This is a genomic window from Thioalkalivibrio sp. AKL12 (assembly GCF_000377925.1).
GTDB lineage: Bacteria > Pseudomonadota > Gammaproteobacteria > Ectothiorhodospirales > Ectothiorhodospiraceae > Thioalkalivibrio > Thioalkalivibrio versutus.
Map to the genome: position 1 here is coordinate 66,052 of NZ_KB898900.1, position 23,860 is coordinate 89,911.

Annotated in this window: 26 protein-coding genes; 10 read left to right on the plus strand and 16 right to left on the minus strand. The window is 66.6% G+C overall.

The window, feature by feature from the left end:
* Positions 1-134 precede the first annotated feature (134 nt).
* Positions 135-839: a TVP38/TMEM64 family protein gene (locus tag D579_RS0110715; protein WP_018952009.1), complete on the minus strand. Its 705-nt coding sequence runs from the start codon at positions 837-839 to the stop codon at positions 135-137.
* Positions 840-899: 60 nt separating this feature from the next.
* Between D579_RS0110715 and D579_RS0110720 the strand changes: the two genes are divergently transcribed.
* The gene (locus D579_RS0110720) at positions 900-1,886 is read left to right on the plus strand and encodes a serine/threonine protein kinase (RefSeq protein WP_018176638.1); all 987 of its coding nucleotides are present in this window, start codon (positions 900-902) and stop codon (positions 1,884-1,886) included.
* Positions 1,887-2,121: 235 nt separating this feature from the next.
* Here D579_RS0110720 and D579_RS0110730 read toward each other — a convergent pair whose 3' ends face one another.
* The 4 genes from D579_RS0110730 to D579_RS0110745 form a co-directional block, all read right to left on the minus strand.
* Positions 2,122-2,892 (minus strand): DUF2063 domain-containing protein, encoded by a 771-nt coding sequence (locus D579_RS0110730; RefSeq protein WP_018952011.1) that lies wholly within the window; start codon positions 2,890-2,892, stop codon positions 2,122-2,124.
* The gene (locus D579_RS0110735) at positions 2,885-3,769 is read right to left on the minus strand and encodes a DUF692 domain-containing protein (RefSeq protein WP_018952012.1); all 885 of its coding nucleotides are present in this window, start codon (positions 3,767-3,769) and stop codon (positions 2,885-2,887) included. The genes D579_RS0110730 and D579_RS0110735 overlap by 8 nt, the downstream gene beginning before the upstream one ends.
* Positions 3,759-4,055: a hypothetical protein gene (locus D579_RS0110740; protein ID WP_018176635.1), complete on the minus strand. Its 297-nt coding sequence runs from the start codon at positions 4,053-4,055 to the stop codon at positions 3,759-3,761. The genes D579_RS0110735 and D579_RS0110740 overlap by 11 nt, the downstream gene beginning before the upstream one ends.
* Positions 4,056-4,129: 74 nt before the next feature.
* Positions 4,130-4,750: a DoxX family protein gene (locus D579_RS0110745; protein WP_018952013.1), complete on the minus strand. Its 621-nt coding sequence runs from the start codon at positions 4,748-4,750 to the stop codon at positions 4,130-4,132.
* 180 nt (positions 4,751-4,930) lie between these two features.
* Here D579_RS0110745 and D579_RS0110750 point away from each other — a divergent pair, with 180 nt between their 5' ends.
* Positions 4,931-5,863: an AraC family transcriptional regulator gene (locus D579_RS0110750; RefSeq protein WP_018952014.1), complete on the plus strand. Its 933-nt coding sequence runs from the start codon at positions 4,931-4,933 to the stop codon at positions 5,861-5,863.
* 16 nt (positions 5,864-5,879) lie between these two features.
* Here D579_RS0110750 and D579_RS0110755 read toward each other — a convergent pair whose 3' ends face one another.
* From D579_RS0110755 to sdhC, 7 genes are all read right to left on the minus strand, one after another.
* A complete protein-coding gene (locus D579_RS0110755; RefSeq protein WP_018952015.1) occupies positions 5,880-6,737 on the minus strand; it encodes a NifU family protein in 858 nt (285 codons plus the stop codon).
* A 52-nt stretch (positions 6,738-6,789) separates the two neighbouring features.
* A complete protein-coding gene (locus D579_RS0110760) occupies positions 6,790-7,044 on the minus strand; it encodes a succinate dehydrogenase assembly factor 2 (protein ID WP_018938539.1) in 255 nt (84 codons plus the stop codon).
* 136 nt (positions 7,045-7,180) lie between these two features.
* Positions 7,181-7,882 carry a succinate dehydrogenase iron-sulfur subunit gene (locus D579_RS0110765; protein WP_018169984.1) on the minus strand — a complete coding sequence of 234 codons (702 nt, stop codon included), beginning with the start codon at positions 7,880-7,882 and terminating at the stop codon, positions 7,181-7,183.
* A 57-nt stretch (positions 7,883-7,939) separates the two neighbouring features.
* Positions 7,940-8,302 (minus strand): TraR/DksA C4-type zinc finger protein, encoded by a 363-nt coding sequence (locus D579_RS0110770; protein ID WP_018145439.1) that lies wholly within the window; start codon positions 8,300-8,302, stop codon positions 7,940-7,942.
* Positions 8,303-8,521: 219 nt separating this feature from the next.
* Positions 8,522-10,297, minus strand: coding sequence for a succinate dehydrogenase flavoprotein subunit (gene sdhA, locus D579_RS0110775; RefSeq protein ID WP_018952016.1), 1,776 nt, complete (start codon positions 10,295-10,297; stop codon positions 8,522-8,524).
* A 10-nt stretch (positions 10,298-10,307) separates the two neighbouring features.
* Positions 10,308-10,646, minus strand: a complete 339-nt coding sequence (sdhD, locus tag D579_RS0110780) for a succinate dehydrogenase, hydrophobic membrane anchor protein (protein ID WP_018952017.1) — start codon at positions 10,644-10,646, stop codon at positions 10,308-10,310.
* Entirely contained in the window at positions 10,643-11,023 is a 381-nt protein-coding gene (gene sdhC, locus D579_RS0110785) for a succinate dehydrogenase, cytochrome b556 subunit (protein WP_018952018.1), read from the minus strand. The genes sdhD and sdhC overlap by 4 nt, the downstream gene beginning before the upstream one ends.
* 174 nt (positions 11,024-11,197) lie before the next feature.
* Between sdhC and D579_RS0110790 the strand changes: the two genes are divergently transcribed.
* Positions 11,198-12,244 (plus strand): folate-binding protein YgfZ, encoded by a 1,047-nt coding sequence (locus D579_RS0110790; protein ID WP_018952019.1) that lies wholly within the window; start codon positions 11,198-11,200, stop codon positions 12,242-12,244.
* A 3-nt stretch (positions 12,245-12,247) separates the two neighbouring features.
* Complete coding sequence (locus D579_RS15240; RefSeq protein ID WP_018140916.1) at positions 12,248-12,412, plus strand: hypothetical protein; 165 nt, start codon at positions 12,248-12,250, stop codon at positions 12,410-12,412.
* Between the two features lie 62 nt (positions 12,413-12,474).
* On the opposite strand, the gene D579_RS0110800 is transcribed toward D579_RS15240, so the two are convergent.
* The 4 genes from D579_RS0110800 to D579_RS0110815 are packed head-to-tail and all read right to left on the minus strand — an operon-like array spanning position 12,475 to position 16,066.
* Positions 12,475-13,908 (minus strand): FAD-dependent oxidoreductase, encoded by a 1,434-nt coding sequence (locus tag D579_RS0110800; RefSeq protein WP_018952020.1) that lies wholly within the window; start codon positions 13,906-13,908, stop codon positions 12,475-12,477.
* A complete protein-coding gene (locus D579_RS0110805; RefSeq protein WP_018952021.1) occupies positions 13,908-14,288 on the minus strand; it encodes a DUF302 domain-containing protein in 381 nt (126 codons plus the stop codon). Before D579_RS0110805 ends, D579_RS0110800 begins: the two co-directional genes overlap by 1 nt.
* A 55-nt stretch (positions 14,289-14,343) precedes the next feature.
* Complete coding sequence (locus tag D579_RS0110810) at positions 14,344-15,483, minus strand: acyl-CoA dehydrogenase family protein (RefSeq protein WP_018952022.1); 1,140 nt, start codon at positions 15,481-15,483, stop codon at positions 14,344-14,346.
* A gap of 34 nt (positions 15,484-15,517) precedes the next feature.
* On the minus strand, positions 15,518-16,066 hold the full coding sequence (locus D579_RS0110815; RefSeq protein WP_018145431.1) for an OsmC family protein: 549 nt from the start codon (positions 16,064-16,066) through the stop codon (positions 15,518-15,520).
* A 416-nt stretch (positions 16,067-16,482) separates the two neighbouring features.
* Here D579_RS0110815 and D579_RS0110820 point away from each other — a divergent pair, with 416 nt between their 5' ends.
* From D579_RS0110820 to ntrB, 6 genes are all read left to right on the plus strand, one after another.
* Positions 16,483-17,337: an ABC transporter ATP-binding protein gene (locus tag D579_RS0110820; RefSeq protein WP_026289509.1), complete on the plus strand. Its 855-nt coding sequence runs from the start codon at positions 16,483-16,485 to the stop codon at positions 17,335-17,337.
* Between the two features lie 43 nt (positions 17,338-17,380).
* Complete coding sequence (locus D579_RS0110825) at positions 17,381-18,664, plus strand: ABC transporter substrate-binding protein (RefSeq protein ID WP_018952023.1); 1,284 nt, start codon at positions 17,381-17,383, stop codon at positions 18,662-18,664.
* A complete protein-coding gene (locus D579_RS0110830) occupies positions 18,661-19,500 on the plus strand; it encodes an ABC transporter permease (RefSeq protein ID WP_018145428.1) in 840 nt (279 codons plus the stop codon). The genes D579_RS0110825 and D579_RS0110830 overlap by 4 nt, the downstream gene beginning before the upstream one ends.
* Positions 19,501-19,697: 197 nt before the next feature.
* Positions 19,698-21,347, plus strand: coding sequence for a sigma-54-dependent Fis family transcriptional regulator (locus D579_RS0110835; protein ID WP_018952024.1), 1,650 nt, complete (start codon positions 19,698-19,700; stop codon positions 21,345-21,347).
* A 188-nt stretch (positions 21,348-21,535) separates the two neighbouring features.
* On the plus strand, positions 21,536-22,990 hold the full coding sequence (locus D579_RS0110840) for a CmpA/NrtA family ABC transporter substrate-binding protein (RefSeq protein ID WP_018952025.1): 1,455 nt from the start codon (positions 21,536-21,538) through the stop codon (positions 22,988-22,990).
* A 3-nt stretch (positions 22,991-22,993) separates the two neighbouring features.
* Entirely contained in the window at positions 22,994-23,842 is an 849-nt protein-coding gene (ntrB, locus tag D579_RS0110845; RefSeq protein ID WP_018176619.1) for a nitrate ABC transporter permease, read from the plus strand.
* Positions 23,843-23,860: the final 18 nt, after the last annotated feature.

A 23,860-nucleotide genomic window follows, 5' to 3' on the forward strand; every position in this document is an offset into this window, starting at 1 on the left:
GAGTCGGACAGCGCACGCAATATGTGACGGGATCGTTCGTTGAACTTCCAGATTGTGTCCGGCGGCGCGCGCTCCACGGCCACCTCCCAACGGTAAACCCTATTATATACGCGATGGCAGATACTGCGTGCGGGTTAGTCCGCGCCCGGGTTCTCCAATCGAGCCCGCCTGCGGCGCACGGCATTCACCAGCCACCGCGCCAGGAGCGGAAACAACCCCGTGGCAACCAGGGACAGGACCAGCACCGGCGAGAGAATGCCCTCGATGCCATCAAGCCGCCCCAACTGCGTCCCGGCATTCGCGAACACCGCCGTGGCCGGCAGCATCCCCACGAGTGATACCCAGAAATACGTCCAGAGCCGGATCGGCAACAGGCCCATCCCGGCGTTGATCAACAGGAACGGGAACACCGGAATCATCCGCAGCGCGAACAGGTAGAACGCGCCCTCGCGCTCAAAGCCCGCATTGATGCGCCCAAGTTGGTTCTTGTAACGATGCTGAACAGCATCGCGCGCCAGCGCCCGCGCCACAACAAAGGTCAGGGTCGCCCCCAACGTCGAAGCCAGCGACGACAGCACGGTGCCCCAGACCACGCCAAACAGGGCACCGCCGGCCAGGGTCATCACCACGATCCCCGGCACCGAAAAGGCGGCCACCACCATGTACAACAGGAAGAACACCCAGGCCGTGACGAACGGGTGCGCGACCCGCCAGTCCTCCACCTGCAGGCGCGCGACCTGCAGGGTCTCCAGATCCAGACCCGGGCCCATCGCAACCACCAGCCAGACGGCGACGAGACCCACCAGGGCAACAACCAACCCCCAGTAATAGCGATTCAATCGCGACTCCTCGCGGTCAATTTGCCGGAACCATGCGCGGCAAACCCGTACACTGCAAGCATGCATGCACATCCGTACGACGAACTGAAACCCGGTGTCATCCTCGACGCGGTGGAAACGACCGGTCTGCGCTGCGACGGGCGCCTGCTGGCCCTCAACAGCTACGAGAACCGCGTCTACCAGGTCGGCATCGAGGACACCACACCGGTCATCGCCAAGTTCTATCGTCCGCAACGCTGGACACCCGCCGCCATCCGCGAGGAACACGGCTTCAGCCAGGAACTTGCAAGCCGCGAGATCCCGGTAGTCGCCCCTCTGGCCGATCCTGAAGGCGAAACCCTGCACGATCACGCCGGGTTCATGTTCGCCGTCTACCCGCGCTGCGGCGGCCGCGCGCCGGATCTGGAGCAGCGCGAAACCCTGGTCCGCATCGGCCGCTTCATCGCCCGCATCCACGAGGTCGGACGCGCCGCCCGCTTTCACGAGCGGCCCGTGCTCGATCCCGTCCCGCGTGGCGAGGAGGCACGCCAGGCCGTGCTCGACTCCGGCTATCTGCCCCTGGAGCTGGAATCCGTGTACCGCGATCTCAGCGCCGACCTCCTGGGGCGGATCCAGCGGGACCTCGACACGATCGGCCCGGTCCCACAGCTGCGCCTGCACGGCGACACCCACCCCGGCAACATCCTGTGGACCGACGACGGCCCGCACTTTGTCGATCTGGACGACGCCTGTACCGGCCCCGCCATGCAGGACCTGTGGATGTTCCTGTCCGGCGAACCGCCCGAGATGGCCTGGCAGATGCAGGCCCTGTTGGAAGGCTACGAGACCTTCGTACCGCTGGATCGCCGCCAGCTCGGGCTGATCGCCCCGCTACGCACCCTGCGCATCCTGCGCCACGCCGCCTGGCTGGCCCGGCGCGCCGACGACCCGGCCTTTGTCGACGGCTTTCCGATCTTCTACACGCCGCGCTTCTGGGAGGATCACATCCTCACCCTGCGCGAGCAGGCCGCCGCCCTCGACGAACCCGCCCTCGACCTGGGTTACTGAGGCCCGGTCTCACCGAAGGTTCCGGATCAGCTCCAGCACCGAGTCGCGTGTGTAATCGAGGGAGGAGAGTGCCATCTGCGAAGAGACAATGGCGACGCTGCGCCAACGCAACTGCGGGCGCATCCGATGGCCCCTGGGGGACAGCGACTTCCTGCCTCCCTTGCGGCTGCCCTGGACGTTCGTTGCCCATGCCCAGGCGTCCGGTACTGCGACGTCCGCTTCCAGTCCCTCCGTCTCAGGCGGACGCGCGGTCAGTCCGGGTCCCCACGAGGGCCCCCAGCCCGCGGTAGTGCTCCAGCAACTGGCGCCCACTGGCCACCAGCTCGTCCGAGAGTTCCAGCCCGAAATCGCCGGCCACCCCGCGGATCTGTTCGTCGCCGGTCGCCGGTGTCTCGATCACCCGCCACAGCAGCCGGGCGCCGAGCGGGTTCAGCTCGGCAAACCGCACCCGCTCCTCCCCGGTGCGGTACGCCAGCAGGTAGGTGGGCACCTCTCCCGGTTGATCGGGCTGGAAGTCGGCCCCGATCCGGTGCACCGGGTACTCGTAGGCCAGCAGCCGCGCGGCGGCCGAAAACACCGGAACCTGAACCATAAGGTCACCATCCGGCTCGACATCTGGAGGCGGCGTGGCATCCGCATAGACCAGTTCGGTCTCCACGCGCTCGTAGTGGGCCAGCTCGGCCAGGAAAGGCAGATCGCCGGGCTGCGCCGAGCGTTCCTCCGCCAGGTAGCGCACGAACTCCGCCGCCAGCTGCGGAAAATACGGCGTCTCGCTGCCATGATCGCGATAGAAGTCGCGCACCAGCTGTCCCCAGGCGGCCGCCTCCAGCAGTCCCCGCAGGACCGGGAACCCCTTGGCCAGCAGGTTCGCCACGTTGTTGAAGAAAAGACGCCGGTAGATCGCCAGGCGCCGGCTCTCGATCCCTTCCGGGGCCGGATAGCGCTCCGGGTCACGCAAGTGCCGCGCGAATGCCTCCTGTACCTGCTGGAAATCCGCCTCAGGCATGCAGGAGCCGCTCTTCCTGGCCGGCGCGCGCCCGCAACTGCAGATCCCGTATCCGGTCGGTCTCCGCCAGCAGCTCCTCCAGCGGCGGAAAGTTGAAGTCGCGCTCGAGCAGGGTCGGCACCGGCCCGATGCGGGCATAGGCGGCCTCCAGCAGCGCCCAGACATCGGAGCAGATCGGCTGGCCATGGGTATCGACCCGCAGGTCCGGGGCCTCCTCATCGTGCCCGGCAATGTGTAGGTAGCGCACTCGCTCCAGCGGCATTGCATCCAGGAACTCGGTCGGCTCGTAGCCGTGATTAATGCTGTTGACGACGATGTTGTTCACGTCGAGCAGGAGGTCGCAGTCGGCCTCCTCCAGCACCGCCCGCACGAAGGTGATCTCGTCCAGTTCGGCCCCCACCGGGGTGTAATAGGAGACATTCTCCAGCGCCATCCGGCGCCCGAGGATGTCCTGCACCTGGCGCACGCGATCGGCAACGTAGCGCACCGCCTCCTCGGTGAACGGGATCGGCATCAGGTCGTACAGATGCCCCTGGCCGTCGCCACAGGCCGAGAGGTGCTCGCTGTAATCCTCGATCCCGTGGGTATCCAGGAAAGTGCGCAGGTCCTGCAGGAAGGTCTTGTCCAGCGGGCGCGGCCCGCCGATGTCGAGAGACAGCCCGTGGCATACGAAGGGCTGGGCCTCGGTGTATTCGCGAAAGATGCGGCCCAGACGTCCGCCCAGGTGCATCCAGTTCTCCGGCGCCGCCTCGAAAAACCCCAGGCGTTCCGTCGCCTCCGGGGCCTCGGCCAGCGGGCCCAGCAGGGCCCGCCGCAAGCCGAGCCCGGCGCCGCTGACGCGGGCCGGGTTGGCAGGGTGGACGACCTTAGCCGCCACAGGTCCCCTCGCCACAGGCGCCTTCGGAATCCTTGTCGTCGCCGTCCGAACCACCGCAGGTGCCCTCGCCGCAGCTGCCTTCACTGTCCTTGGTATCGCTCGCGCCACCACAAGTGCCTTCGCCACAGGAACCCTCGGCCAGCATCAGCGGCGACTGGCCGCCCTGCTGATAGCCGTGGTTCAGGTCGGCCGAGGCAAACACCGGGCTGGTGGCCATGGCCATGCCGATTGCCGCCGTGCCGACGGCACCGGCCAGGGTCTTGGTGGAAAACAGATCGTTCTTCATGGTCGTACTCCTCGTGTTGCGATTATGGATCCGCTGGACCCGTTGTGTAATGGCTGCTGAAACAGCTCTTGGAGTTATCCCCTGCTCATCATCCTCCGACGGATGTAATAGTCGATGCTGACATAGCGTCCCGCTCCCCAGAAGAACAGGACCAGCAGCATCACGAAGAAGGTCGCGGCCATCTCGATCCCGTTGTTCACGATCGCGAAGTTTCCGGTCTCGGTCAGCCAATTGTAGTTGCCGTGCTCCTGCAAAATGGACTTGGCCCGATCCAGGCGCATCTGTGCCTCCTCGATCCCGGAACAGTTGAACAGACACATCATCGGGTCGGAGATCCGTTGCCACCCGTGTTCCAGATGCACGGTCACGGCCGCCACCACCATCGTGATCATCAGCGGGATCGAGAACCAGCGCGTCGCCAGACCGAGCAGCAACGCAATCGCACCCAGCACCTCGGCATACGCCGACAGCATCACCATCAGATAGGGGAAGGGCATGCCCAGCCCCCAGTCCGCGTTGCCGTACCACATCACCACGTTCTCTTTCGGCAGGATCCCGTCCAGCTTGTTGGTTCCCGCCATCCAGAACACCGGCGCGAGGTAGAGCCGCAACAGCAGGGGCGCCAGGAAGTCCGCGCCTCGCGTCCAGTCCAGCCAACCCTGCAAGCGCACTGCCAAGGTTCCAGTCGCAACCATCGTCCTGATCTCCTTTTCCCCTTCTACTGGGTATAAAGCCTAGACCCCGGGCTCGCGCCGTACGCGGGGTGATCCGCCGGCTTTTATGTCCGATCGTCCGGGACCACGGGGAGAGGCCCGTGACGCCCGGCAACCGGGCGCCCAAAGGTCTAAGGTGAAGAAAGGCAAAAGGAAGGTTTGATGGACATCAGCCCCCACGAAGACGTGCTGTCGACGGTTCTGGCCGCCTACAACTTGCGTGCCCGCATCGACACCAACCCGCGCCTGTGCGGGGAGTGGCAGCTCAGCACGGCGGGCTCGGGGAATGCCAGCTTTCACCTGGTGGGGGAAGGCGGATGCTATCTGCACATGGAGGCGATGGCCCCCGTCTGGATGGAGGCCGGCGATCTTCTCCTGCTGCCGCATGACGACTGGCACCTGATGTCCAGCCGCGACACCGTGCCCGACCGCGACAACCATCTGACGCTGGTGGAAGGCGAGGATCCGCCGGATATCCCGGTCACCCAGCTCCTGTGCGGCCACTTCGAGTTCGATTCAGGCCGCCGCAACCCGATCCTGGCCGCACTCCCCGACCACATCATCATCCGCCGCCGCGAATCCGGCGACCGGCTGTCACACCTGGCGGACCTGATGAACATCGAACTCGCGGAGCGTTCGTCGGGCTACCGGCCGGTCCTGGACCGCCTGGCGGACACCCTGTTCGTGATGGCCGTGCGCCATCACATCTGCTCGCAACGCGAACACTCGGAGGGATCGCTGATCGCCGCCCTGGCCGACGACCGCATCCGCCGCGCACTGGATGCCCTGCACGCCCACCCGGAGGCGGCCTGGACCCTGGAGGGGCTGGCCAGCGAGGCGGCCATGTCGCGCAGCAGCTTCGCGGAGCGCTTTCATGTGCTGGTCGGACAGACGCCCATCGACTACCTGACCCAGTGGCGGATGGTCCTGGCGGAACGCCTGCTACGTGACGGGCGGGAGTCGGTCGCGGGCGTGATGGACGCGGTGGGCTATACCTCGGAGGCGGCCTTTCGCAAGGCCTTCAAGCGGGTGCACGGGTTCGGGCCGGGGCGCATCCGGCAGCTACTGCGCCGGCTCGGTGCCGGCCAGGCTTGACTGCCGAAAAACCGATTCAGAAGGTGTTGGCGACGCTGGCCACGCCCGGCGCACGCGACCGAACCAGGCGTTCGACCACATTCTTGAGGTCCAGCGTGGAGCGCGGACAGCCCACACAGGCCCCCTTGAGCCGGACCCGCACGGTGCGCCCATCGAGCTCCACGAACTCGATATCGCCACCGTCCTGCATCATGATCCGCCGCGCCTCCTCGATCGCGGCGCGCACCGCGTCGACGTCGATCGGGCCATCGGCCGGCACGTCGGCCGCCTCGCGTTGCGCATGGGTCTGGGCCCGGTCCAGGCGCAGCGCGAGCTCCGGATCAAGTTCCTCGATCGCGTCCAGTTCATCCTCGCTGTACACGTGATCGGGCTCGTCACTCAGCAGGTGTGACACGTCCACCATCACCTGCGCATTGTCGGGTCCAGCCATGTTCGGGCCTCCGGGTACTCGGCTTTTCGCCAGTATAGCAACGCCCCGCTCCACCCCCGCGCGAAGCCGCACCCGCCAGCCGGGATCCACCACCTCGCGCGCGGGCGACCAGCGCAACCGCACGCGCAGACGGCGCAGGTCCTCCGGATGCATGCGCCCGGCGTGCAGCCACAGGCGCCATACCCGGCCGGTCGCGGGCACCCGAACAACCAGGATGACGATCCGGCGCAACACCCGTGTATCGGGAAGCACCTCGACCCAGTCCACCTGCTCCTGGCGCAGGCCCTCGGCGGTGGCCAGCCAGGTTGCACCCTCGGGCGTCTGCCCCAGCCAGTCCCAGGCCGGCGGTTGCGAGCGCCCTTGCCACCACCACCCGGCGATGGCCAGCCCGAAGACCGGGGCCAGCGTCCACAACGGGCTGTACACCAGCACATAGGCGGCCACAGCCAGGAGCAGGAGGATCTGGCCCGCGAGCGCGAGCCGGGGAAGAACCGGGTCAGGCCGGAGCCGAAGCCTGAGTGGCGGCGCGGATCGCCGGGACAAGACGGGCTATCCCCTCGTCCACCGTGGTCTGGCGACCCATGACCACGTCCAGCAGCACGTTGTCGGGGTAATCGAGCAGGCGCTCGAAGGCATCGCGACCCTCCTGGTCCAGTTGCGCATATCCCTGCGCGAGAAAGTGGCCGAGCAGCCAGTCGTTCTCCAGCATGCCGCGGCGGCAGCGCCAGCGTGTCCGGTTATCGGGTTCCATCACCCAAACACCCGTCCAGGCCCCCTGTGGGAGCCTGCTTGCAGGCGAAGCCCCTGCCCGCGTCCTGCTTTGGCAGGGGCATTCGCCTGCAAGCAGGCTCCTACCGGGGTGGAACAACCGTTGGGGGTCGCGCCAATCACAGCGATTTCTTGAGCATGGTGCGGCGGATGTCGCTGATCGCGCGGCTCGGGTTCAGGCCCTTCGGGCATACCTGGGTGCAGTTCATGATGGTGTGGCAGCGGTAAAGCTTCCAGGCATCATCCAGCTGTTCCAGCCGGTGCTCGGTGGCCTCGTCGCGGCTGTCGTGGATGAAGCGCGCGGCCTGCAAAAGCGCCGCCGGCCCCAGGAACTTGTCCGGGTTCCACCAGTAGGATGGGCAGGCAGCGGAGCAGCAGCCGCACAGGATGCACTCGTAGAGCCCGTCCAGTTGTTCGCGGTCTTCGGGGCTTTGCTTGCGCTCCACCTCGGGCTCCGGGCTGTCGTTGACCAGCCAGGGCTCGGCCTTGCGGTATTGCTCCCAGAAGTTGTCCATGTCCACGATCAGGTCGCGGATCACCGGCATGCCCGGGAACGGGCGCAGGGTCACGGGTGAGTCCAGCTCCGCCAGCGGCGTGATGCACGCCAGGCCATTGGTGCCGTTGATGTTCATGCCGTCGGAGCCACACACCCCGTGCTGACAGGAGCGGCGAAAGCCCAGGGAGTCGTCCTGTTCCTTCAGCAGAAGCAGGGCATCCAGCAGCATCATCCCGGGCTCGACCTGGTCATCGGGCAGGCTGAAGCGCTGCATCTTCGGCAGCGTGTCCGTCTCCGGATTGAAGCGGTAGATCGAGAACTCCATCGGTATCTCCTGTCGGTGACCGCGGCCACCGTTGTCACACGCTGCGGTAAGCCCCAATCAATCCTGTTCCTGCGCCTCGGCACAGGCAATGCATCGCTCGGCCGACGGGTCGATCTCCAGCCGCGAGCGCGCAATCGGCTCCAGGCAGTCGATGCACAGTCCACCCTCGCCCTCCTCCAGCCGCTTCAGCGCCCGGCGGGCACGAACACGCTGGGCCTCGCGCCGCTGCTGGCTCGCCTTGGCCATGGCCTGGCCCTGCAGCGCGTCCATCCGCGAGAGCCGTCCGGTGCGTTGCTGGTCCAGCTCCACGGTCGCACCGCTGTCGGCGGCGCCCGCGAGCGCGGCATCCAGCTCCGTCAGCAGCACCTCGAGCTGCTCGTGCAGCCACGCCTCGGGTACCGGTTCGGCAGGGTTGCTCATTGCTCGTCTCCCATTGGGCACAATGCCCATGGTTGAACGCGCGGGCTGCCATGCCCCCTGATGCGATTCGCTGCGCTCATCGGCATCCTACGGCCTGTATTGATGCACCGGTGTCGTAGGGTGCGTTGAGCATCGCGAAACGCACCGATGCCGGTGGGAATATCCGCCACATGATGCGATTCGCTGCGCTCATCCGCATCCTACGGTCGAGTCGACCCATCAATAGACGCGTTCCTTCGGCGGGAACGAGGCGACGGTATTCGGCTGCGTCCGCACCGGCTTGTAGTCCAGGCTGTCATCCGCCAGCGAGTACAGGCTGTGCTTGAGCCAGTGCTGATCGTCGCGCTCGGGGAAATCGATCCGCGAGTGGGCGCCGCGGCTCTCCTCGCGCCCCAGTGCGGAGCGGATGGTCGCGATCGCGCAATCCATCAGATTCTCCAGCTCCATCGCCTCCACCCGCGCGGTATTGAACGTGCTGGAGTGATCCGCGATCACCGCATGGTTCAGGCGCTCGCGCAACGCACGGACCTTCTCCACCCCCTCGCGCATCACCTCGTCGGTGCGGAATACCGAGCAGTGGTCTTCCATCACCTTGCGCAGGTCGCGCTTGAGCGGCTCGACCTGCTCGGCGGAGCCATCGCCCGGGTCCTTGCGATCCCAGCGCGTGAGCCGCGCCATCGCCTGTTCCACGGCCGACTCGTCCAGCGGCCGGTGATAACGGTTCTCGGCCAGGTACTCGAGGATGTGATTGGCCGCCGCGCGGCCGAACACCAGGATGTCGAGCAGTGAATTGCCGCCCAGGCGGTTGGCCCCGTGCACCGAGACACAGGCCGTCTCGCCGGCCGCGTACAGCCCCGGGACCGGGTCCTCCGGCGTGTCCTTCTCCGGCGCCACCACCTGCCCGAAGCGATTGGTCGGGATGCCGCCCATGCTGTAGTGGCAAGTCGGGAAGATCGGGATCGGCGCCTCGATCGGATCGACCCCGAGAAAGGTCATGCTCGTCTCGCGAATCCCCGGCAGGCGCTGCATGATCGTATCGGCCCCCAGATGGCGCAGGTCGAGCAATACGTGATCCGTATTGCGCCCGCAGCCGCGTCCCTCGCGCACCTCGGTGGCAATGGAGCGGCTCACCACGTCGCGCGAGGCCAGGTCCTTCGCCCGCGGGGCGTAGCGCTCCATGAAGCGCTCGCCCTCGGAATTGATCAGGAACCCGCCCTCGCCGCGCGCGCCCTCGGTAATCAGCATGCCGCGCCCGGCGATACCGGTCGGGTGGAACTGGACAAACTCCATGTCCTCCAGCGGCACCCCGGCGCGCAGGGCCATCGCCATGCCGTCACCGGTGTTGATCAGCGCGTTGGTCGTGGTGCGGAACAGCTGTCCCGCCCCGCCGGTCGCGATCAGGGTGGTCTTGGCCTCGATCACGATCGGCTCGCCGGTCAGGATCTCGAACGCCAGCACGCCCAGCACGTAGCCCTGCGCGTCGCGCAGCAGGTCCACCGCGAAGTACTCGTCGAAGAAGTGCGTGCGCGCGCGCAGGTTCTGCTGGTACAGCGAGTGCAGGATCGCGTGCCCGGTGCGGTCCGCCGCGGCGCAGGTGCGCGCCGCCTGGTCCTGACCGAAGTTCTGGCTCTGCCCGCCAAAGGCGCGCTGGTAGATGGTGCCGTTGTCCAGGCGCGAGAACGGCACGCCGAAGTGGTCCAGCTCGTAGACCACCTTGGGCGCGGCGCGACACATGTATTCGATCGCGTCCTGGTCGCCCAGATAGTCCGAGCCCTTAACCGTGTCGAACATGTGCCAGTGCCAGGAGTCCGGCAGGACGTTGGCCAGGGCGGCGTTCACCCCGCCCTGCGCCGCCACCGTGTGCGAGCGCGTGGGAAACACCTTGGAGACCACCGCGACCTTGGCATCGCCATTGGACAGCTGCAGCGCCGCGCGCAGGCCGGCCCCGCCGGCCCCGATGATCAGGGCGTCGAACTTGCGTCGCGCCACGTTCATGCCAGTCCCTTCATGCCAGTCCCGCCCGAATCAGAATGAAAAATGCCCACAGCCCCGTCAGGAGCAACCCGCCGGCGGCCAGCACGAACACCAGGAGCCGCGTGCCGGGCGCATGCACGTAGTCCATCACCACGTCGCGCAGCCCGATCCACGCATGCAGGAGCATCAGCAGCACGAACACCGCCGTCAGCAACCCAATCACCGGGTGCCCGACCACACCCAGCCATGCGGCATGATCCGCCGGCGCGGCCAGCACGAAGAATCCGAGGGCCAGGATCACGTACACGCCCACGTACACCGCCGTGATGCGTTGCAGCAGCCAGGCGCGCTGTCCGCTCAGGAGCCTCACAGCACCAGCCCCAGCCACACCAGAACGGTGCCGAGGATGCCTGCGTACAGGGCATCGCGCGCCGTGCGCAGCGAGCCCGAGTGATCCTCGCCAATGCCGAATTCCATCAGCAGGTAGCGAATCCCGGCAAACAGGTGATGCAGCAGCCACCAAAGCCCCAGGGCCAGCGCCACCAGGCCGATCGGGTGATAAATGATCGCCACGACCTGGGCGAAGCCCTCGGGGCTGGCCAGCGAGCGGTCCAGCAGCCAAAGCAGCACGGGAATCGACAGAATCAGGAAGACACCGGTGATCCGGTGCAGAATGGAGACCACGGCATTCAGCGGCAGTCGGATCTTGCGCAAATCCAGAAAGACGGGACGTCCCTGCCGAGTCATGCCACCTCCAAGGGGGAGAAAGGAAACCAGGGCTGACACCCTGCGAATGGTTCGTCTACTATCGAGCCGCTTGGTTCAGCTTACCACCTCAAACCCTGGCCGTGCGCCCCGGATACCGATAGCCAATCGAGCCCGACGGCGGACGACAGCGAGCGCTTCCACGGGAGATTTCCGATGCGCGAAGACTGGAAAAACCACTTGATCGATGCCGGCGCCGAGTTCGAGGAGGACGACCTCCTGCACTACGGCAACCCGGAACGCGAACGCCGCATGGCCATCAACGGCGAGGTGATCTGCGACCTCTCCCATCGCGGCCTGCTGGAGGTTCGCGGCCACGACGCCACCGACTTCCTGCAGGGCCAGTTCGGCAACGACATCCGTGCGGTGGATGCGCAACACAGCCAGCTGTCCAGCTACTCCAGTCCCAAGGGCCGCGCCTACGCCGTGTTCCGCGTGCTGCGTACCCGCGACGGCTACCTGCTGGAGATGCCCGCAGACCGGATCGAGCCGGTGGCCAAGCGCCTGCAGATGTTCGTGCTGCGCGCGAACGTGATCATCGAACAGGCCGGCGACTCCCGCATCCACTTCGGCTGCTCCGGGCCGGATGCCGAGAAGGAGCTGCAAAGTGCGCTGGGTGTCTGTCCCGCCGAGGTCGAGGAGGTCGTCGAGAAAAACGGCGTCACCGTGGTCCGGGTACCCGGGGTCCACCCGCGCTTCGAGCTGTTCGGCGAGATCGACGCCATGCGCAAGGCGTGGGACGGCCTGAACGTCCACGCGGCCCCGGTGGGCCCGCGCGACTGGGCACTGCTGGACATCCTGGCCGGGGTCCCCACCGTGGTGGAGGAAACCAGCGAGAAGTTCGTGCCGCAGATGCTCAACCTGCATGCCCTGGGCGCGGTCAGCTTCGAAAAGGGCTGCTATCCGGGCCAGGAGGTCGTGGCACGCATGCACTACCTGGGCAAGCTCAAGCGGCGCATGTTCCGCCTGGCGATCCATACTCAGACTCCCCCCCAACCCGGCTCGCCTGTGTTCCAGGCCGGCGGCAACCCGGACCAGTCGGACGGCGAGATCGTCGCAGCCGAATTGCACCCGGACGGGCTGTACTCCGCCCTGGCGGTACTGCAGGTCGCGGCCGCCAAGGGCGAACTGCGCTGGGACGCACCCGACGGCGCCAAGGCCGAGGTCGTCGAACTGCCCTACGCAGTCCCCGAAGGAGCCTGACGCATGCGCTTTTTGTTCTTCTTTTTCGTCCTGATCCTGCTGGCACTGTGGGCGGCCTTCTTCAGCCGCCCCGACAACCCCACGCTATCCAACTGGCTCTACGCCCTGGCCGGTGTATTGGCAGTGCTGTTCCTGATCGGCTATTTGCGCCTCGACGGGGTCATATGACCCGAACCCTCTGATCCGCATCGCCGCCCCCCGCGGGCCCGGCACCGGCCGGGCCACGCGGCTCAGGACGCCAGCCGGGTTCGGGTATCCGCCACCGGCTCGCCCAGGCGCGTCTCCAGGTCCCGCGCCTGGCGTGCATGGCCACCCGACAAGGCAAACCCCTCGAGCCGTGCATCGGCGTGATACTCCAGGTGACGCCCTTCGCCGTCGCCCGAGATCTCCACCCATTCGCCCCCGTCCGTCTGCGGCGGGCAGACGTTCAACGGCAGGCTCCCGGTCTTGACCTGCACGATCCCGGCATCCGGCCGGTACACCGTCGGCTCGCCGGACAGCGTTCGCGCCAGTGCAGCTGCTTGCCCGCGCAGGGTCTCCACGTAGGGGCGTAACTGGCCGTCGAACTCGCAACCATCGCCCAGGGCGAAGACCGCCGGGTCGGTGGTGCGCAAGAGTGCGTCCACCTCGATCCCCGCGTGGCAGGCCAGACCGATCCGCTCGGCCAGCTCGCGGTTGGGCACCAGCCCGAGCGCGCTGATGACCACCTCGGCCTCTACCGATTCGCCGCTGGCAAGGACGAGACGGGTCGTTCCCTCCGCCACCGGTTCGGTGCGCTCGACGGTCGCCTCGGTGTGCCACTGCACGCCGCGGTCGGCCAGCGCCTTCTTCAGATCGACGCTCAGCGGCTCGGGCAGCAGATTCGGCAGCGGCCGTGACGCACACTCGATCAAAGACACCGGATAACCACCGGCCGCCAGGTCGTCCGCCAGCTCGCAGCCCACCAGGCCGGCGCCGATGATGGCCACACGGGTATGGGCCGGTGACCCGGCTTGCGCCTCGAGGGCCGCACGCAGCGCGCGGTAGTCCTCCAGCGTGTTCACCGACAGCGGCGCCCCGGCCCCACCCGGGAACGCCATTTGCCGCGGACGCGCCCCGGTGGCCAGCACCAGCTGGCCGTACGGCACGCCGCCACGGGCGGTGATGATTTTTTGCTGCGCCCGCTGGACATCCAGCACACGGACAAACGGCATCAGGTCAATGCCGAGCCGGGCCGCCCGCGCCACGCCAGTCTCCTCCACCAGATCCGCGACCGCGACGCCACGGGCAAAGGCATTGGAGATCCGCGGCTTGGTGTAGTAATCACCGGAATCGGCGGTCAGCAGGCGGATCGTGCGCCGCGGATCCCGCTCGCGCAGGGCCTCGGCCAGGGCCCAGCCCGCCATGCCGCCGCCGACGATCACCACCGCGTCCGGATCCGCCGCGCCGGCTCCGGCACTCCAGGCCATCGCGGCGGCACCGGCGTCCGCGGTCTCGGCGCGCGGCTCCAGGGCGGTGAAATCCGCCTTGGTCACATTACAGTCGGGGCAATACCAGTCGTCGGGAATATCCTCGAAGCGGGTCCCAGGGGCCAGACCGGAATCCGGGTCGCCCTTAGCCTCGTCGTAGATATACCCGCAGACCTTGCAGATATAGCGCTTGAACTCGTCGGTTTCGGTGCTCATCACGCGGCCTCCACGGCATCGAGAATGGCCTTCAGCTTGGGGTCCAGTTCGGACCCGATGGCGTCCAGGTCGGGGTTGGCCCATGGCGCGAACACGTCCCCTGCGGAGCGCGCGCTGACGCGCAGCATCTCGCCATCTCCGGAGACGTGGATGCGCAACGGGATGTCGATGCCGGCCGGCTTGCAGGCCTCCCAGACACGCACCGCGTAGCTCGGGTGAAAGATCTCCAGGATCTGGTCGGTCGGGACCTCGACCCCGATCTTCGCGGCATTGGCCTGGCCGTTGATGTGCGAGACCAGCTTCAGCCCCTGGGCGTCAATCGCCTCCTTCAGGGTCGCGACCGCGGTCTCGGGGTCCAGTCGGGTAGTGGTTTCCAGCATGACGATTCCTTCGTTCGGTGCGGGGCCCCGGTAGGCCCCGACCGTGGGTGGTGGACTAGTGCGCGTGGATCCGCGCCAGCTCCTTGCGCAGGTGCTTGATGGCCGGGGTCACGATGGCCACGAAGTACGACTCGCGCAGCTTGCGCTGGGCGGCGGCGTTCGCCAGATACCCCCGGGCCCCGGCATGCAGCAATGCCGACTGCGACGCACGCAGCGACAACTCGGAACCGGTCAGGCGCATCTGCAACACATCGGCAAAGAAGCGCTCGGATTCATCAAAGGGGGTCTCCGACAAGGCATAACAGGCCGAACGACCATCCTCCAGTGCCTCTTCCAGCTCGCCCACCTGGTCATCCAGGTAGCCATTTACATGGGCCAGCGTCTCGTTGGCCTCGCGCATGGTCTGGATGCAGCCATCGATCAGCCCCAGCCCCATGCCCATCTGCAGCAGCACGAACCCCGGTCGGATCCGGCGGATGTATTCGGGCAGGGCGTCGGCCAGCACGTGCTCATCGGGCACGAACACGCGATCGAAATGGCAGCCGAAAGTGCGCGAACCCTCCAGCGCGGTGAACTCGGGGCAGGCCGTCAGGCTGAACCCGGGGTCGGAGCAGTTGATCAGCGCCATGACCGGCCGCGGGTTCGCGCCGGTGGTGCGGAAGATCGCGCCGAAGTAGTGGTCCTCGCCCAGGTTGGATACCCAGGGCAGCGCACCGGAGACCACATAACCGCCGTCCACACGTTCGGCGGAGAGCTTGAGGTCCTCGATATTGGCAAACCACTTCATCGGGTTGGACAGCGCGGTGGCACCCAGTGCCTCGGCATTTGCCAGCCTCGGCAGGGCCTCGCGCTTCAGGGTGTCCGAGGCACTGTTCTCCACATACCAGGCACAGGCGTTCTGGCACCAGGCGACAAAGCCGGTGGTCATGCACTCGGCCGAGATCACCTCGGTCGCGCGGATGGCACTGGCAATATCCGTGGTGCCGCTGGCGTTCTGGCTGGCCAGGTGGCGGTTGAAGGCGCCGAGGCGACCGGCCTCGCGCAGGAAGTCTTCGGGGTACAGGCCTTCGCGGTCGATACGGGCGGTCAGCGGAGCCAGATCGCGCTCCACCAGCGCCTGCAGCGCGGCATCGGCATCCGCCGGCCCTGCGGCCGGCGACACCCCCGTCACGTCGTGAGTGCGGGTTTCAAGCATTGGGGTTTACTCCCGTTGGGCAGCAGGACCGGAATCAGGCCAGCTCGACGCTGAGCTTGACCGGGTTGCGCATGGTGTTGGCCACCGGCGACCAGAAGTCGGCATGGGCGACCAGCTCCTTCAGCTGTTCCTCGCTGGCATCCCCTTCCAGATTCGCCTTGACGCGGATATCGGAGAAGCCGAGGTGCTTGTTCACATCGGTATCCCCGACGCCCCATACGGCGGTCACGTTGATGTCGCCCTCCAGGGTCAACTCGAGCTTGGTCAGGGTGATACCGCGATCGATGGCGTTGGCGTGCATCCCCACGGACAGGCAGGCACCCAAGCTGGCCAGAGCGGCCTCGGAGGGGTTCGGCGCGGTGTCGTCGCCCAGCAGGTGCGGCGGCTCGTCGATCACGTGGGCCTCGAGGTCGCGCACGAAGGTCAGGTTGCGGAACTTGCCTTCGCAGACCGTGGTGGCCTTCAGCGTCACGATGTTCTCGGGGTTGGCCTTGCCCTTGGCGGCGAGGTTATTGAGGCCATCCTGGTCGATCGGCTCCAGGGCGTTGATGGACAGGGAGGTGGTGGCTTCGGCTGCAGACATGGTGGTGCTCCTGATAGTTGGGATTCGTGGATCCCCGGCATTCGACCGGGTCGTCCATCCCGGTGCAGAAGCCGTGCCAAAACCGTGCGGACCGCACCACAAAGCCATTTCCAGCCGGGCCACCCGAATCCAACCCATCCCCCCGTCGGACAATCCGTCCGCTTTGTCCACTCGAACTGGTCCGCATTGTCCGGATTGTCCACTTCTCGCCCCCCCACGCCGGATCCCCCCGCTTCTGCGATGCCTCGTTCGCCGCTCACTGTATTGCGCACCAGCGCGCCGTTTCGCCCCCGGTCCGGACGAAATTCCCGGGCAACACGACGGGTTTGGCACGCCCCTTGTAAGGAACCCCCTTGAACGCGCCGCCGATCCGATCCATCCGGCGGCTCATGAACGAAGGTCAAGAGGGAAACGCCATGGGCGCCGCCATCTCCATCGACTACATCACCCACCACTATCCCGGGCAGGAAGCCCCCACGCTCAAGGACATCCAGGTCACCGTCGCACCGGGCGAGACCGTCGCCCTGATCGGCCAGAGTGGCTGCGGCAAGTCCACCCTGCTGCACATGCTCGCGGGGCTCCTGCTGCCGAGCGAAGGCTGTGTACGCATCAACGGCCACCAGGTCATCAAGCCGAGCCCGCGCTGGAACATGATGTTCCAGAAGCCCTCGCTCTACCCCTGGATGACGGTGCGCAAGAACGCCTCGCTGGGCCTGATCTTCCAGGGCCGCAAGACCGACATGCGCGAACGCATCGACCAGCTGCTGGAGACCGTGGGTCTGAGCGAGAAGGCCGAGGTCAACGTGCAGTCGCTCTCCGGCGGCCAGCAACAGCGCGTCGCCCTGGCCCGCAGCCTGGCCACCGACCCCGAGCTGCTCCTGCTCGACGAACCGTTCTCGGCCCTGGACGCCTTTACCCGCGTCGCCCTGCAGGACGAAGTCACCCGCCTGGCCCGGGAACGCGGGATCTCGGTGGTGTTCGTCACCCACGACATCGAAGAGGCCGTCGCCATGGCCGACCGCGTGCTGGTCATGGGCTCCAACCCGGGGACCATCACCGCCGAACTGCCGATCGACATTGCCCACCCGCGCGATCGCAACAGCCAGGCCTTCGTCGACCGCAAGGCCGAACTGATGGGCTACTTCGGCGCCACCCGCACCCCGGCCGCTGACAAGGGTTCAGCGGAGGCCGAAGCCCCGACGCCGGATACCGAAAGCGAACAAGACGAGTCTTCTTCATCCGAATCCCGGGCGCGCGTACGCGCCGCCTGATCCATCACCCCACTGCCCCGAACCCGAGCGAGGAACCGCCACCATGTGCAACTGCGACAACCACCACGACATCGACAGCGAACTGGACCGGCTGCTGGATCGCAGCTTCTCCCGTCGCAACTTCCTGCGTACCGCCGCCGTCGGCGGCCTGGCCGGGAGCGGGCTTGCCCTGCCCGGTTCCCTGTTCGGGGCCGAACCCGGGAGCCTCGAAGAGCCCGAAGGCGTCGTCAGCGACTTCGACGGCGTCGTGCGCATCGGCTACATCCCGATCACCGACGCGGCCGCCCTGCTGGTCGCCCACTCCGAGGGCTATTTCGAGGACGAAGGACTGGAGGTCGCCGATCCCCAGCTGATCCGCGGCTGGTCGCCGCTGATCGAGTCCTTTGCCGCCAACCGATTCAACCTGGTGCACCTGCTGAAGCCGATCCCGCTGTGGATGCGCTACCAGAATGACTTCCCGGTGAAGATCATGTCCTGGGCCCACACCAACGGCTCGGCCGTGGTGACCGGCCGCCATGTGGATGTACAGAGCTTCGCCGATCTCGGCGGCAAGAGCGTGGCCGTGCCCTATTGGTACTCCATGCACAACGTGGTCATGCAGATGGCCCTGCGCGATGCCGGCCTGACGCCGGTGATCCGCGATCAGGGCGACGCCCTGGAGGCGCACGAGGTCAACCTGATGCTCATGCCGCCGCCGGACATGCCGCCGGCCCTGGCCGCGCGCTCCATTGATGCCTACATCGTCGCCGAGCCGTTCAACGCCGCCGGCGAACTGCTGGCGCGCGGCAACGTGCTGCGCTTCACCGGCGATATCTGGAAGAACCACCCCTGCTGCGTGGTCTGCATGAACGAGCGCCTGACCGACCGCGAGCCGGAGTGGACCCAGAAGGTGATGAACGCCGTGGTCCGCGCCCAGGGCACGATCCAGGAAGACAAGAAGAGTGTCGCCACCATGCTCTCGCGCGACGGCAAGGGGTATCTCCCGATGCCCGCCAACGTGGTGGAACGCGCGATGACGAACTATCACGACGACAGCACCTACGCCGACAGCGGCGCGATCCGTCACCCCGAATGGGAGAACGGCCGCATCGACTTCTCGCCCTGGCCCTACCCGTCCGCGACCAAGATGCTGGTCGGCGCCATGAACGAGACCCTGGTCGGCGGCGACACCACCTTCCTCGAAGGCCTGGACCCGGACTTCGTCACCGACGACCTGGTGAACTACGACTTCGTGCGCAAGGCGATGGAAAAACACACCGCCTGGCAGGGCGCCCCGGGCGTGGACATGGATTCGCCCTATGCCCGCGAGGAGGTGGTGGTCCTATGAACCGCGAAGCCACACTCTCCGTCGACACCGCGACCGTGGAGCGGCTCATGCCGGTGCTGCGGTTCGCGGACCAAGCGCGCCGGGCGCTGCAGTACCCGGCGCTGGGCATCGCCGGCCTGTTCGCCCTGTGGTACTGGGGCGGCTGGGCCATCGGCAACAACGAGGACACGATGGCCTTCGCCAGCTTCGCCCCCGGGCCCACGCTGGCGGCCTTCTGGGACATCGTCAGCTCCGGGGCCGTGTGGTCGCCGATCGAGTCCAGCCTGTACCGCGTGGGCTGGGGCCTGGCCTACGCCATTGCCATCGGCGTGCCACTGGGCGTAATGATCGGCTATTTCCTGACGCTGAAGCAGGTCACCCACGTCCCGTTCCAGTTCCTGCGGATGATCTCGCCGCTGGCCTGGATGCCGGTCGCGGTACTGGCCTTCGCCACCTGGGATGCGGCCATCATCTTCCTGATTGCCATCGCGGCCGTCTGGCCCATTACCTACGCCACCGCGCACGGGGTGCAACGGATCGATCCGATGTGGCTCAAGGTGGGCAACAACCTGGGCGCCAATCCGTACCACACCCTGCGCTACATCGTGATGCCCGCGATCGCCCAGGATGTGTTCGCCGGGATCCGCCTGGCGGTGGGTGTGGCCTGGATCGTACTGGTGCCGGCCGAGTACCTGGGCGTCACCTCGGGGCTGGGCTACGCCATCAACGATGCCCGCGACACCCTGGAGTACGACAAATTGGCCGCATTTGTCCTGGTCATCGGCATTATCGGCTACATGCTCGACGCCATCTGCGTACGCCTGATCAAGCGCAGCAGCTATCACGCGGAGGGCTGACCCTCCAGACCATGCCCGGGCCCGGCCATTCATGGCCGGGCCTTTTTGTGCGCCCGCAAAGCGGGCAAGCGCAACCCAACAGTGCAAGGCCCTGCCCCGCCTCGAGGCAACCGCGTCATCCCGACCCTGCCAGACGCCCCCGAACGCCCACCAACACGTCGTTTTCGCACTGGCAGGCTTTCTGCATAACCCACGGCATGGCACTCCACCGCATATCCGATTCGACCCCACCGGACCTGGCCACCCGGGAGCAGGAGATCACCCTGCTGCTGGAGGTTGCCAAGCTCATGGGCCGCTCCGGCGACCCGGATGCCGCGATCTACCGCATCCTCGGGATGATGTCCCAGCTACTGGGACTCAACCGCGGCCGCGTCCTGTTGCCGGATCCGAACAGCGGCCAACTGCGCATCCGCCACGCCTACGGCCTGACCGATGCCGAGCGCGACCGCGGCAGCTACAGCCTCGGCGAGGGTGTCACCGGGCGCGTCATGAAGACCGGCCAGATCGCCCTGATCCAGGACATCGACAACGAGCCCGAATACCTCGCGCGCGCCATTGACCGTTCCACCCTGCCGCAGGAGACCGTCGCCTACATCGCCGTGCCCATCGTCCAGGACGAACACGCCATCGGCGTGCTGGGCGTGCACCGGCTGCGACGCCGCTCGCGCCAGTTCCAGGACGACCTGAACCTGCTGCGGGTGATCGCGAGCATGATCGGCCAGGTCCTGCGCATCCACCAGCTGATCGCCGAGCGCACCGCCGAGCTGGTCTCGGAGAACCGCTACCTCAAGAGCGCCCTGGATACCCAGGGCGGGCAGTACGGCATCCTCGGCGAGAGTCCGGCCCTGCGCCATGTCCTCAAGCAGGTCCACCGCATTGCGGATACCCAGGCCACCGTCCTGATCACCGGGGCCTCCGGGACTGGCAAGGAGAAGATCGCGCGCATGGTCCACCGGATCAGCCAGCGCAATGCAAAGCCGTTCATCTCCATCAACTGCGCCGCCATCCCGGCCGACCTGCTGGAATCCGAACTGTTTGGCCACGAAAAGGGGGCCTTCACCGGCGCGTCCAGCGCCAAGACCGGCAAGATCGCCCTGGCCGACGGCGGCACGCTGTTTCTGGACGAGATCGGCGACATGCCGGAGGCGTTGCAGTCGAAGATCCTGCGTGTACTGCAGGAACGGGTGGTCCAGCCCATTGGCGGCAACCGCGATCTCCCGGTGGACGTACGCATCATCGCCGCAACCCACCAGAACCTGCAGGCCGCGGTGAACGCCGGGAACTTCCGGCTCGACCTGTTCTACCGCCTGAACGTGATCCCGCTGCACATGCCGGCCCTGCGCGACCGCGCCAGCGACATCCGCCTGCTCACCCGCCACTTCCTCGACCGCTACACCCACCTGCACGGCTGGAACGTGGTCGTCGACGAGGGCGTGCTGGAACGCCTGGAGGCCTTCGACTGGCCCGGCAACATCCGCCAGCTGGAGAACGTGCTGGAGCGCGCCGTGCTGCTGTCCACGGATGGCCGCATCGGCACGCCGCTGATCGACGAGATCCTGCACGAGGAATCCCGCATCAGCCCGTTCGAGGGCGAGAGGCACGGCCTCCGAGACGAGCATGCACCGGCACCATCGCGGCACAACGAGCCCCGAACCCTGCCCTCTTCCGGCGCGTCCTGCACCAGCGCGGTGCGCCCATATCAGCGCGTGCACGCCACCGAGGCGGAGCGCCTGAAGCGCGCGATCGAGCAAACCGGGGGCAACAAGACCCGCGCCGCGATGGACCTGGGCCTGACCCCGCGGCAATTGCGCTATCGCCTGAAAAAGCTCGGCATAGAAACCACTTAGGCCCACCGCTCAGACACCAGCGGACCTTTTGTCCGCTTCGTCGACAATGTCGACCAATGGTCCGATCTCCCGGCACTCGCGCGCCGCCCTGGCGGCCCATTCCCCACGCTTGGCATGGCACCTGCAATGACCCTCGACATGCGCGGCAACGATGCCCGCATCGATTCGACCCACGAGGAGAGCCGACCATGCCGACCAAGAGTCTTCACGATCCCTTTGACGCCAACGCCGACCTGCGCCACGGCTCCAGCTGCCGCCACGGGCACACCGGTCCCGGCAGCTGCAGCTGCTTCGACACCGCGTCCCCGGACCTGGAAGAGAAACTGGAACGACACGCCACCCATGAGCCCGTACAGGCCGATGCCCACACCACCGGCGAGGACCTGAGCGACGAGGCCATGGTCGATCGCGCAGTGGAGAGCGCCATCGTGCGCGGCATGTTCGGCCACAACGAGATCAACCGCCGCCGGTTCCTGCAGATGATCGGGGGCGGCACGGTGGCCGCCGCCCTGGGCTCCATCCTGCCGCTGGACAAGGTCAAGGCCGCAATCAAGGACGGCGGGCCGCTGGAAAAGACCAAGCTGCGCGTCGGCTTCGTCCCGATCACCTGCGCCACGCCGATCATCATGGCCCACCCCATGGGCTTCTACGAGCGCCATGGCCTGGACGTCGACGTGATCAAGACCGCCGGCTGGGCGGTGGCCCGCGACATGTCGCTGTCCGGTGAGTACGACGCCTCGCACATGCTCTCGCCGATGCCGCTGTCGATGACCCTGGGCTCCGGCTCCTCGCGCGAGCACTACATCATGCCGGCGGTGGAAAACATCAACGGCCAGGCCATCACCCTGCACAACAAGCACAAGGACAAGCGCGATCCCAAGGACTGGAAGGGCTTCACCTTCGCCGTGCCCTTCGAGTACTCCATGCACAACTTCCTGCTGCGCTACCTGGTGGCCGAGCACGGGCTGGATCCCGATCGCGACATCAGCATCCGCGTCGTGCCGCCGCCGGAGATGGTCGCCAACCTGCGTGCCGAGAACGTCGACGGCTACCTGGCCCCCGACCCCTTCAATCAGCGCGCAGTCTGGGACGGCATCGGCTTCATTCACATGCTGACCAAGGACATCTGGGACGGCCACCCGTGCTGCGCCTTCGCCTGCTCCGCGGCGTGGGCCGACGAGCATCCGAACACCTTCGGTGCCCTGTTCCGCTCGCTGATCGAGGCCACGCAGTACAGCTCGGACATCAACAACCGGGCCGAGATTGCCGAGGCCATCTCCCCGCGTGCCTATCTCAATCAGCCACAGTCCGTGGTGGAGCAGGTGCTCACCGGTCGCTACGCCGACGGCCTGGGCAACGTGCAGAACGATCCGCACCGGATCGACTTCGACCCTTTCCCCTGGCACTCGATGGCGACCTGGATCCTCACCCAGATGAAGCGCTGGGGCTACGTGGACCGCGACTTCGACTACAACCGCCTGGCGGAAGACGTCTTCCTCGCCAGCGAGTGCGCCGAGGTCATGACCGAGCTGGGCTACGAAGCGCCGAGCGACACCTACAAGAACTTCGAGATCATGGGGAAGGTGTTCGACTACACCGACCCGGAAGGTTATCTCGACAGCTTCGCAATCCGCAGGAGCTAAGCCATGTTGAGCAATCTCAACTTCCGGGCGACCGTTCTCTCGCTGGTGATGCTCGTGGTCTTCCTGGGCGTGTGGCAGCTGGCCACCGCCCCGGAGGTCCTCGCGCCGCAGCAGGGCGAGCTGAGCGAATACGAACAACTGATGGGGGGCGGGACCGATCGCAGTTCCAGCAGCGGCATCCCGGCCCCCACCCAGGTGTTCAGCCACGCCTTCAGCGAACTGAGCAACCCGTTCTACGACGCGGGCCCGAACGACAAGGGCATCGGCATCCAGCTGGCCTACTCGATCTACCGGGTCCTGCTGGGCTTTGCCCTGGCCGCGCTGATCGCGATCCCGCTCGGCTTCGTGATCGGCATGTCGCCGCTGCTGAACAAGGCGTTCGATCCGTACATCCAGATCCTCAAGCCGATCTCGCCACTGGCCTGGATGCCGCTCGCCCTGTTCGTGATCCGCGACTCGAACATGTCGGCGATCTTCGTGATCTTCATCTGCTCGATCTGGCCGATGCTCGTGAACACCGCCTACGGCGTCGCCTCGGTGCGCAATGACTGGCTGAACGTGGCCAAGACCCACCAACTGTCGAACCTGCGCACCGCGTTCACCGTGATCCTGCCTGCCGCGGCCCCGACCATCCTCACCGGCATGCGCATCTCCATCGGCATCGCCTGGCTGGTCATCGTCGCCGCCGAGATGCTCGTGGGCGGCACCGGCATCGGCTACTACATCTGGAACGAGTGGAACAACCTCGATCTCGCCAGCGTGATCTTCGCGATCATCATGATCGGCATCGTCGGCTTCCTGCTGGATGCCTCCCTCGCCCAGGCCACCAAATTCGTGCGCTACGCCGACTAAGTCGGCGCAGCCCAACCA

Excerpts from the sequence above, each read along its gene's own strand:
- D579_RS0110740 (WP_018176635.1), bottom strand. The coding sequence starts at position 4,055 with ATGAAGAACGATCTGTTTTCCACCAAGACCCTGGCCGGTGCCGTCGGC.
- sdhC (WP_018952018.1), bottom strand. The coding sequence starts at position 11,023 with ATGACTCGGCAGGGACGTCCCGTCTTTCTGGATTTGCGCAAGATCCGA.
- D579_RS0110810 (WP_018952022.1), bottom strand. The coding sequence starts at position 15,483 with ATGCTTGAAACCCGCACTCACGACGTGACGGGGGTGTCGCCGGCCGCA.
- ntrB (WP_018176619.1), top strand. The coding sequence starts at position 22,994 with ATGTTGAGCAATCTCAACTTCCGGGCGACCGTTCTCTCGCTGGTGATG.
- D579_RS0110790 (WP_018952019.1), top strand. The coding sequence starts at position 11,198 with ATGCGCGAAGACTGGAAAAACCACTTGATCGATGCCGGCGCCGAGTTC.
- D579_RS0110745 (WP_018952013.1), bottom strand. The coding sequence starts at position 4,750 with ATGGTTGCGACTGGAACCTTGGCAGTGCGCTTGCAGGGTTGGCTGGAC.
- D579_RS0110720 (WP_018176638.1), top strand. The coding sequence starts at position 900 with ATGCATGCACATCCGTACGACGAACTGAAACCCGGTGTCATCCTCGAC.
- D579_RS0110835 (WP_018952024.1), top strand. The coding sequence starts at position 19,698 with ATGGCACTCCACCGCATATCCGATTCGACCCCACCGGACCTGGCCACC.
- D579_RS0110800 (WP_018952020.1), bottom strand. The coding sequence starts at position 13,908 with ATGAGCACCGAAACCGACGAGTTCAAGCGCTATATCTGCAAGGTCTGC.
- D579_RS0110805 (WP_018952021.1), bottom strand. The coding sequence starts at position 14,288 with ATGCTGGAAACCACTACCCGACTGGACCCCGAGACCGCGGTCGCGACC.
- D579_RS0110765 (WP_018169984.1), bottom strand. The coding sequence starts at position 7,882 with ATGGAGTTCTCGATCTACCGCTTCAATCCGGAGACGGACACGCTGCCG.
- D579_RS0110825 (WP_018952023.1), top strand. The coding sequence starts at position 17,381 with ATGTGCAACTGCGACAACCACCACGACATCGACAGCGAACTGGACCGG.
- D579_RS0110820 (WP_026289509.1), top strand. The coding sequence starts at position 16,483 with ATGGGCGCCGCCATCTCCATCGACTACATCACCCACCACTATCCCGGG.
- sdhA (WP_018952016.1), bottom strand. The coding sequence starts at position 10,297 with ATGAACGTGGCGCGACGCAAGTTCGACGCCCTGATCATCGGGGCCGGC.
- D579_RS0110730 (WP_018952011.1), bottom strand. The coding sequence starts at position 2,892 with ATGCCTGAGGCGGATTTCCAGCAGGTACAGGAGGCATTCGCGCGGCAC.
- D579_RS0110815 (WP_018145431.1), bottom strand. The coding sequence starts at position 16,066 with ATGTCTGCAGCCGAAGCCACCACCTCCCTGTCCATCAACGCCCTGGAG.
- D579_RS0110760 (WP_018938539.1), bottom strand. The coding sequence starts at position 7,044 with ATGGAACCCGATAACCGGACACGCTGGCGCTGCCGCCGCGGCATGCTG.
- D579_RS0110770 (WP_018145439.1), bottom strand. The coding sequence starts at position 8,302 with ATGAGCAACCCTGCCGAACCGGTACCCGAGGCGTGGCTGCACGAGCAG.
- D579_RS0110830 (WP_018145428.1), top strand. The coding sequence starts at position 18,661 with ATGAACCGCGAAGCCACACTCTCCGTCGACACCGCGACCGTGGAGCGG.
- D579_RS0110750 (WP_018952014.1), top strand. The coding sequence starts at position 4,931 with ATGGACATCAGCCCCCACGAAGACGTGCTGTCGACGGTTCTGGCCGCC.
- D579_RS15240 (WP_018140916.1), top strand. The coding sequence starts at position 12,248 with ATGCGCTTTTTGTTCTTCTTTTTCGTCCTGATCCTGCTGGCACTGTGG.
- D579_RS0110840 (WP_018952025.1), top strand. The coding sequence starts at position 21,536 with ATGCCGACCAAGAGTCTTCACGATCCCTTTGACGCCAACGCCGACCTG.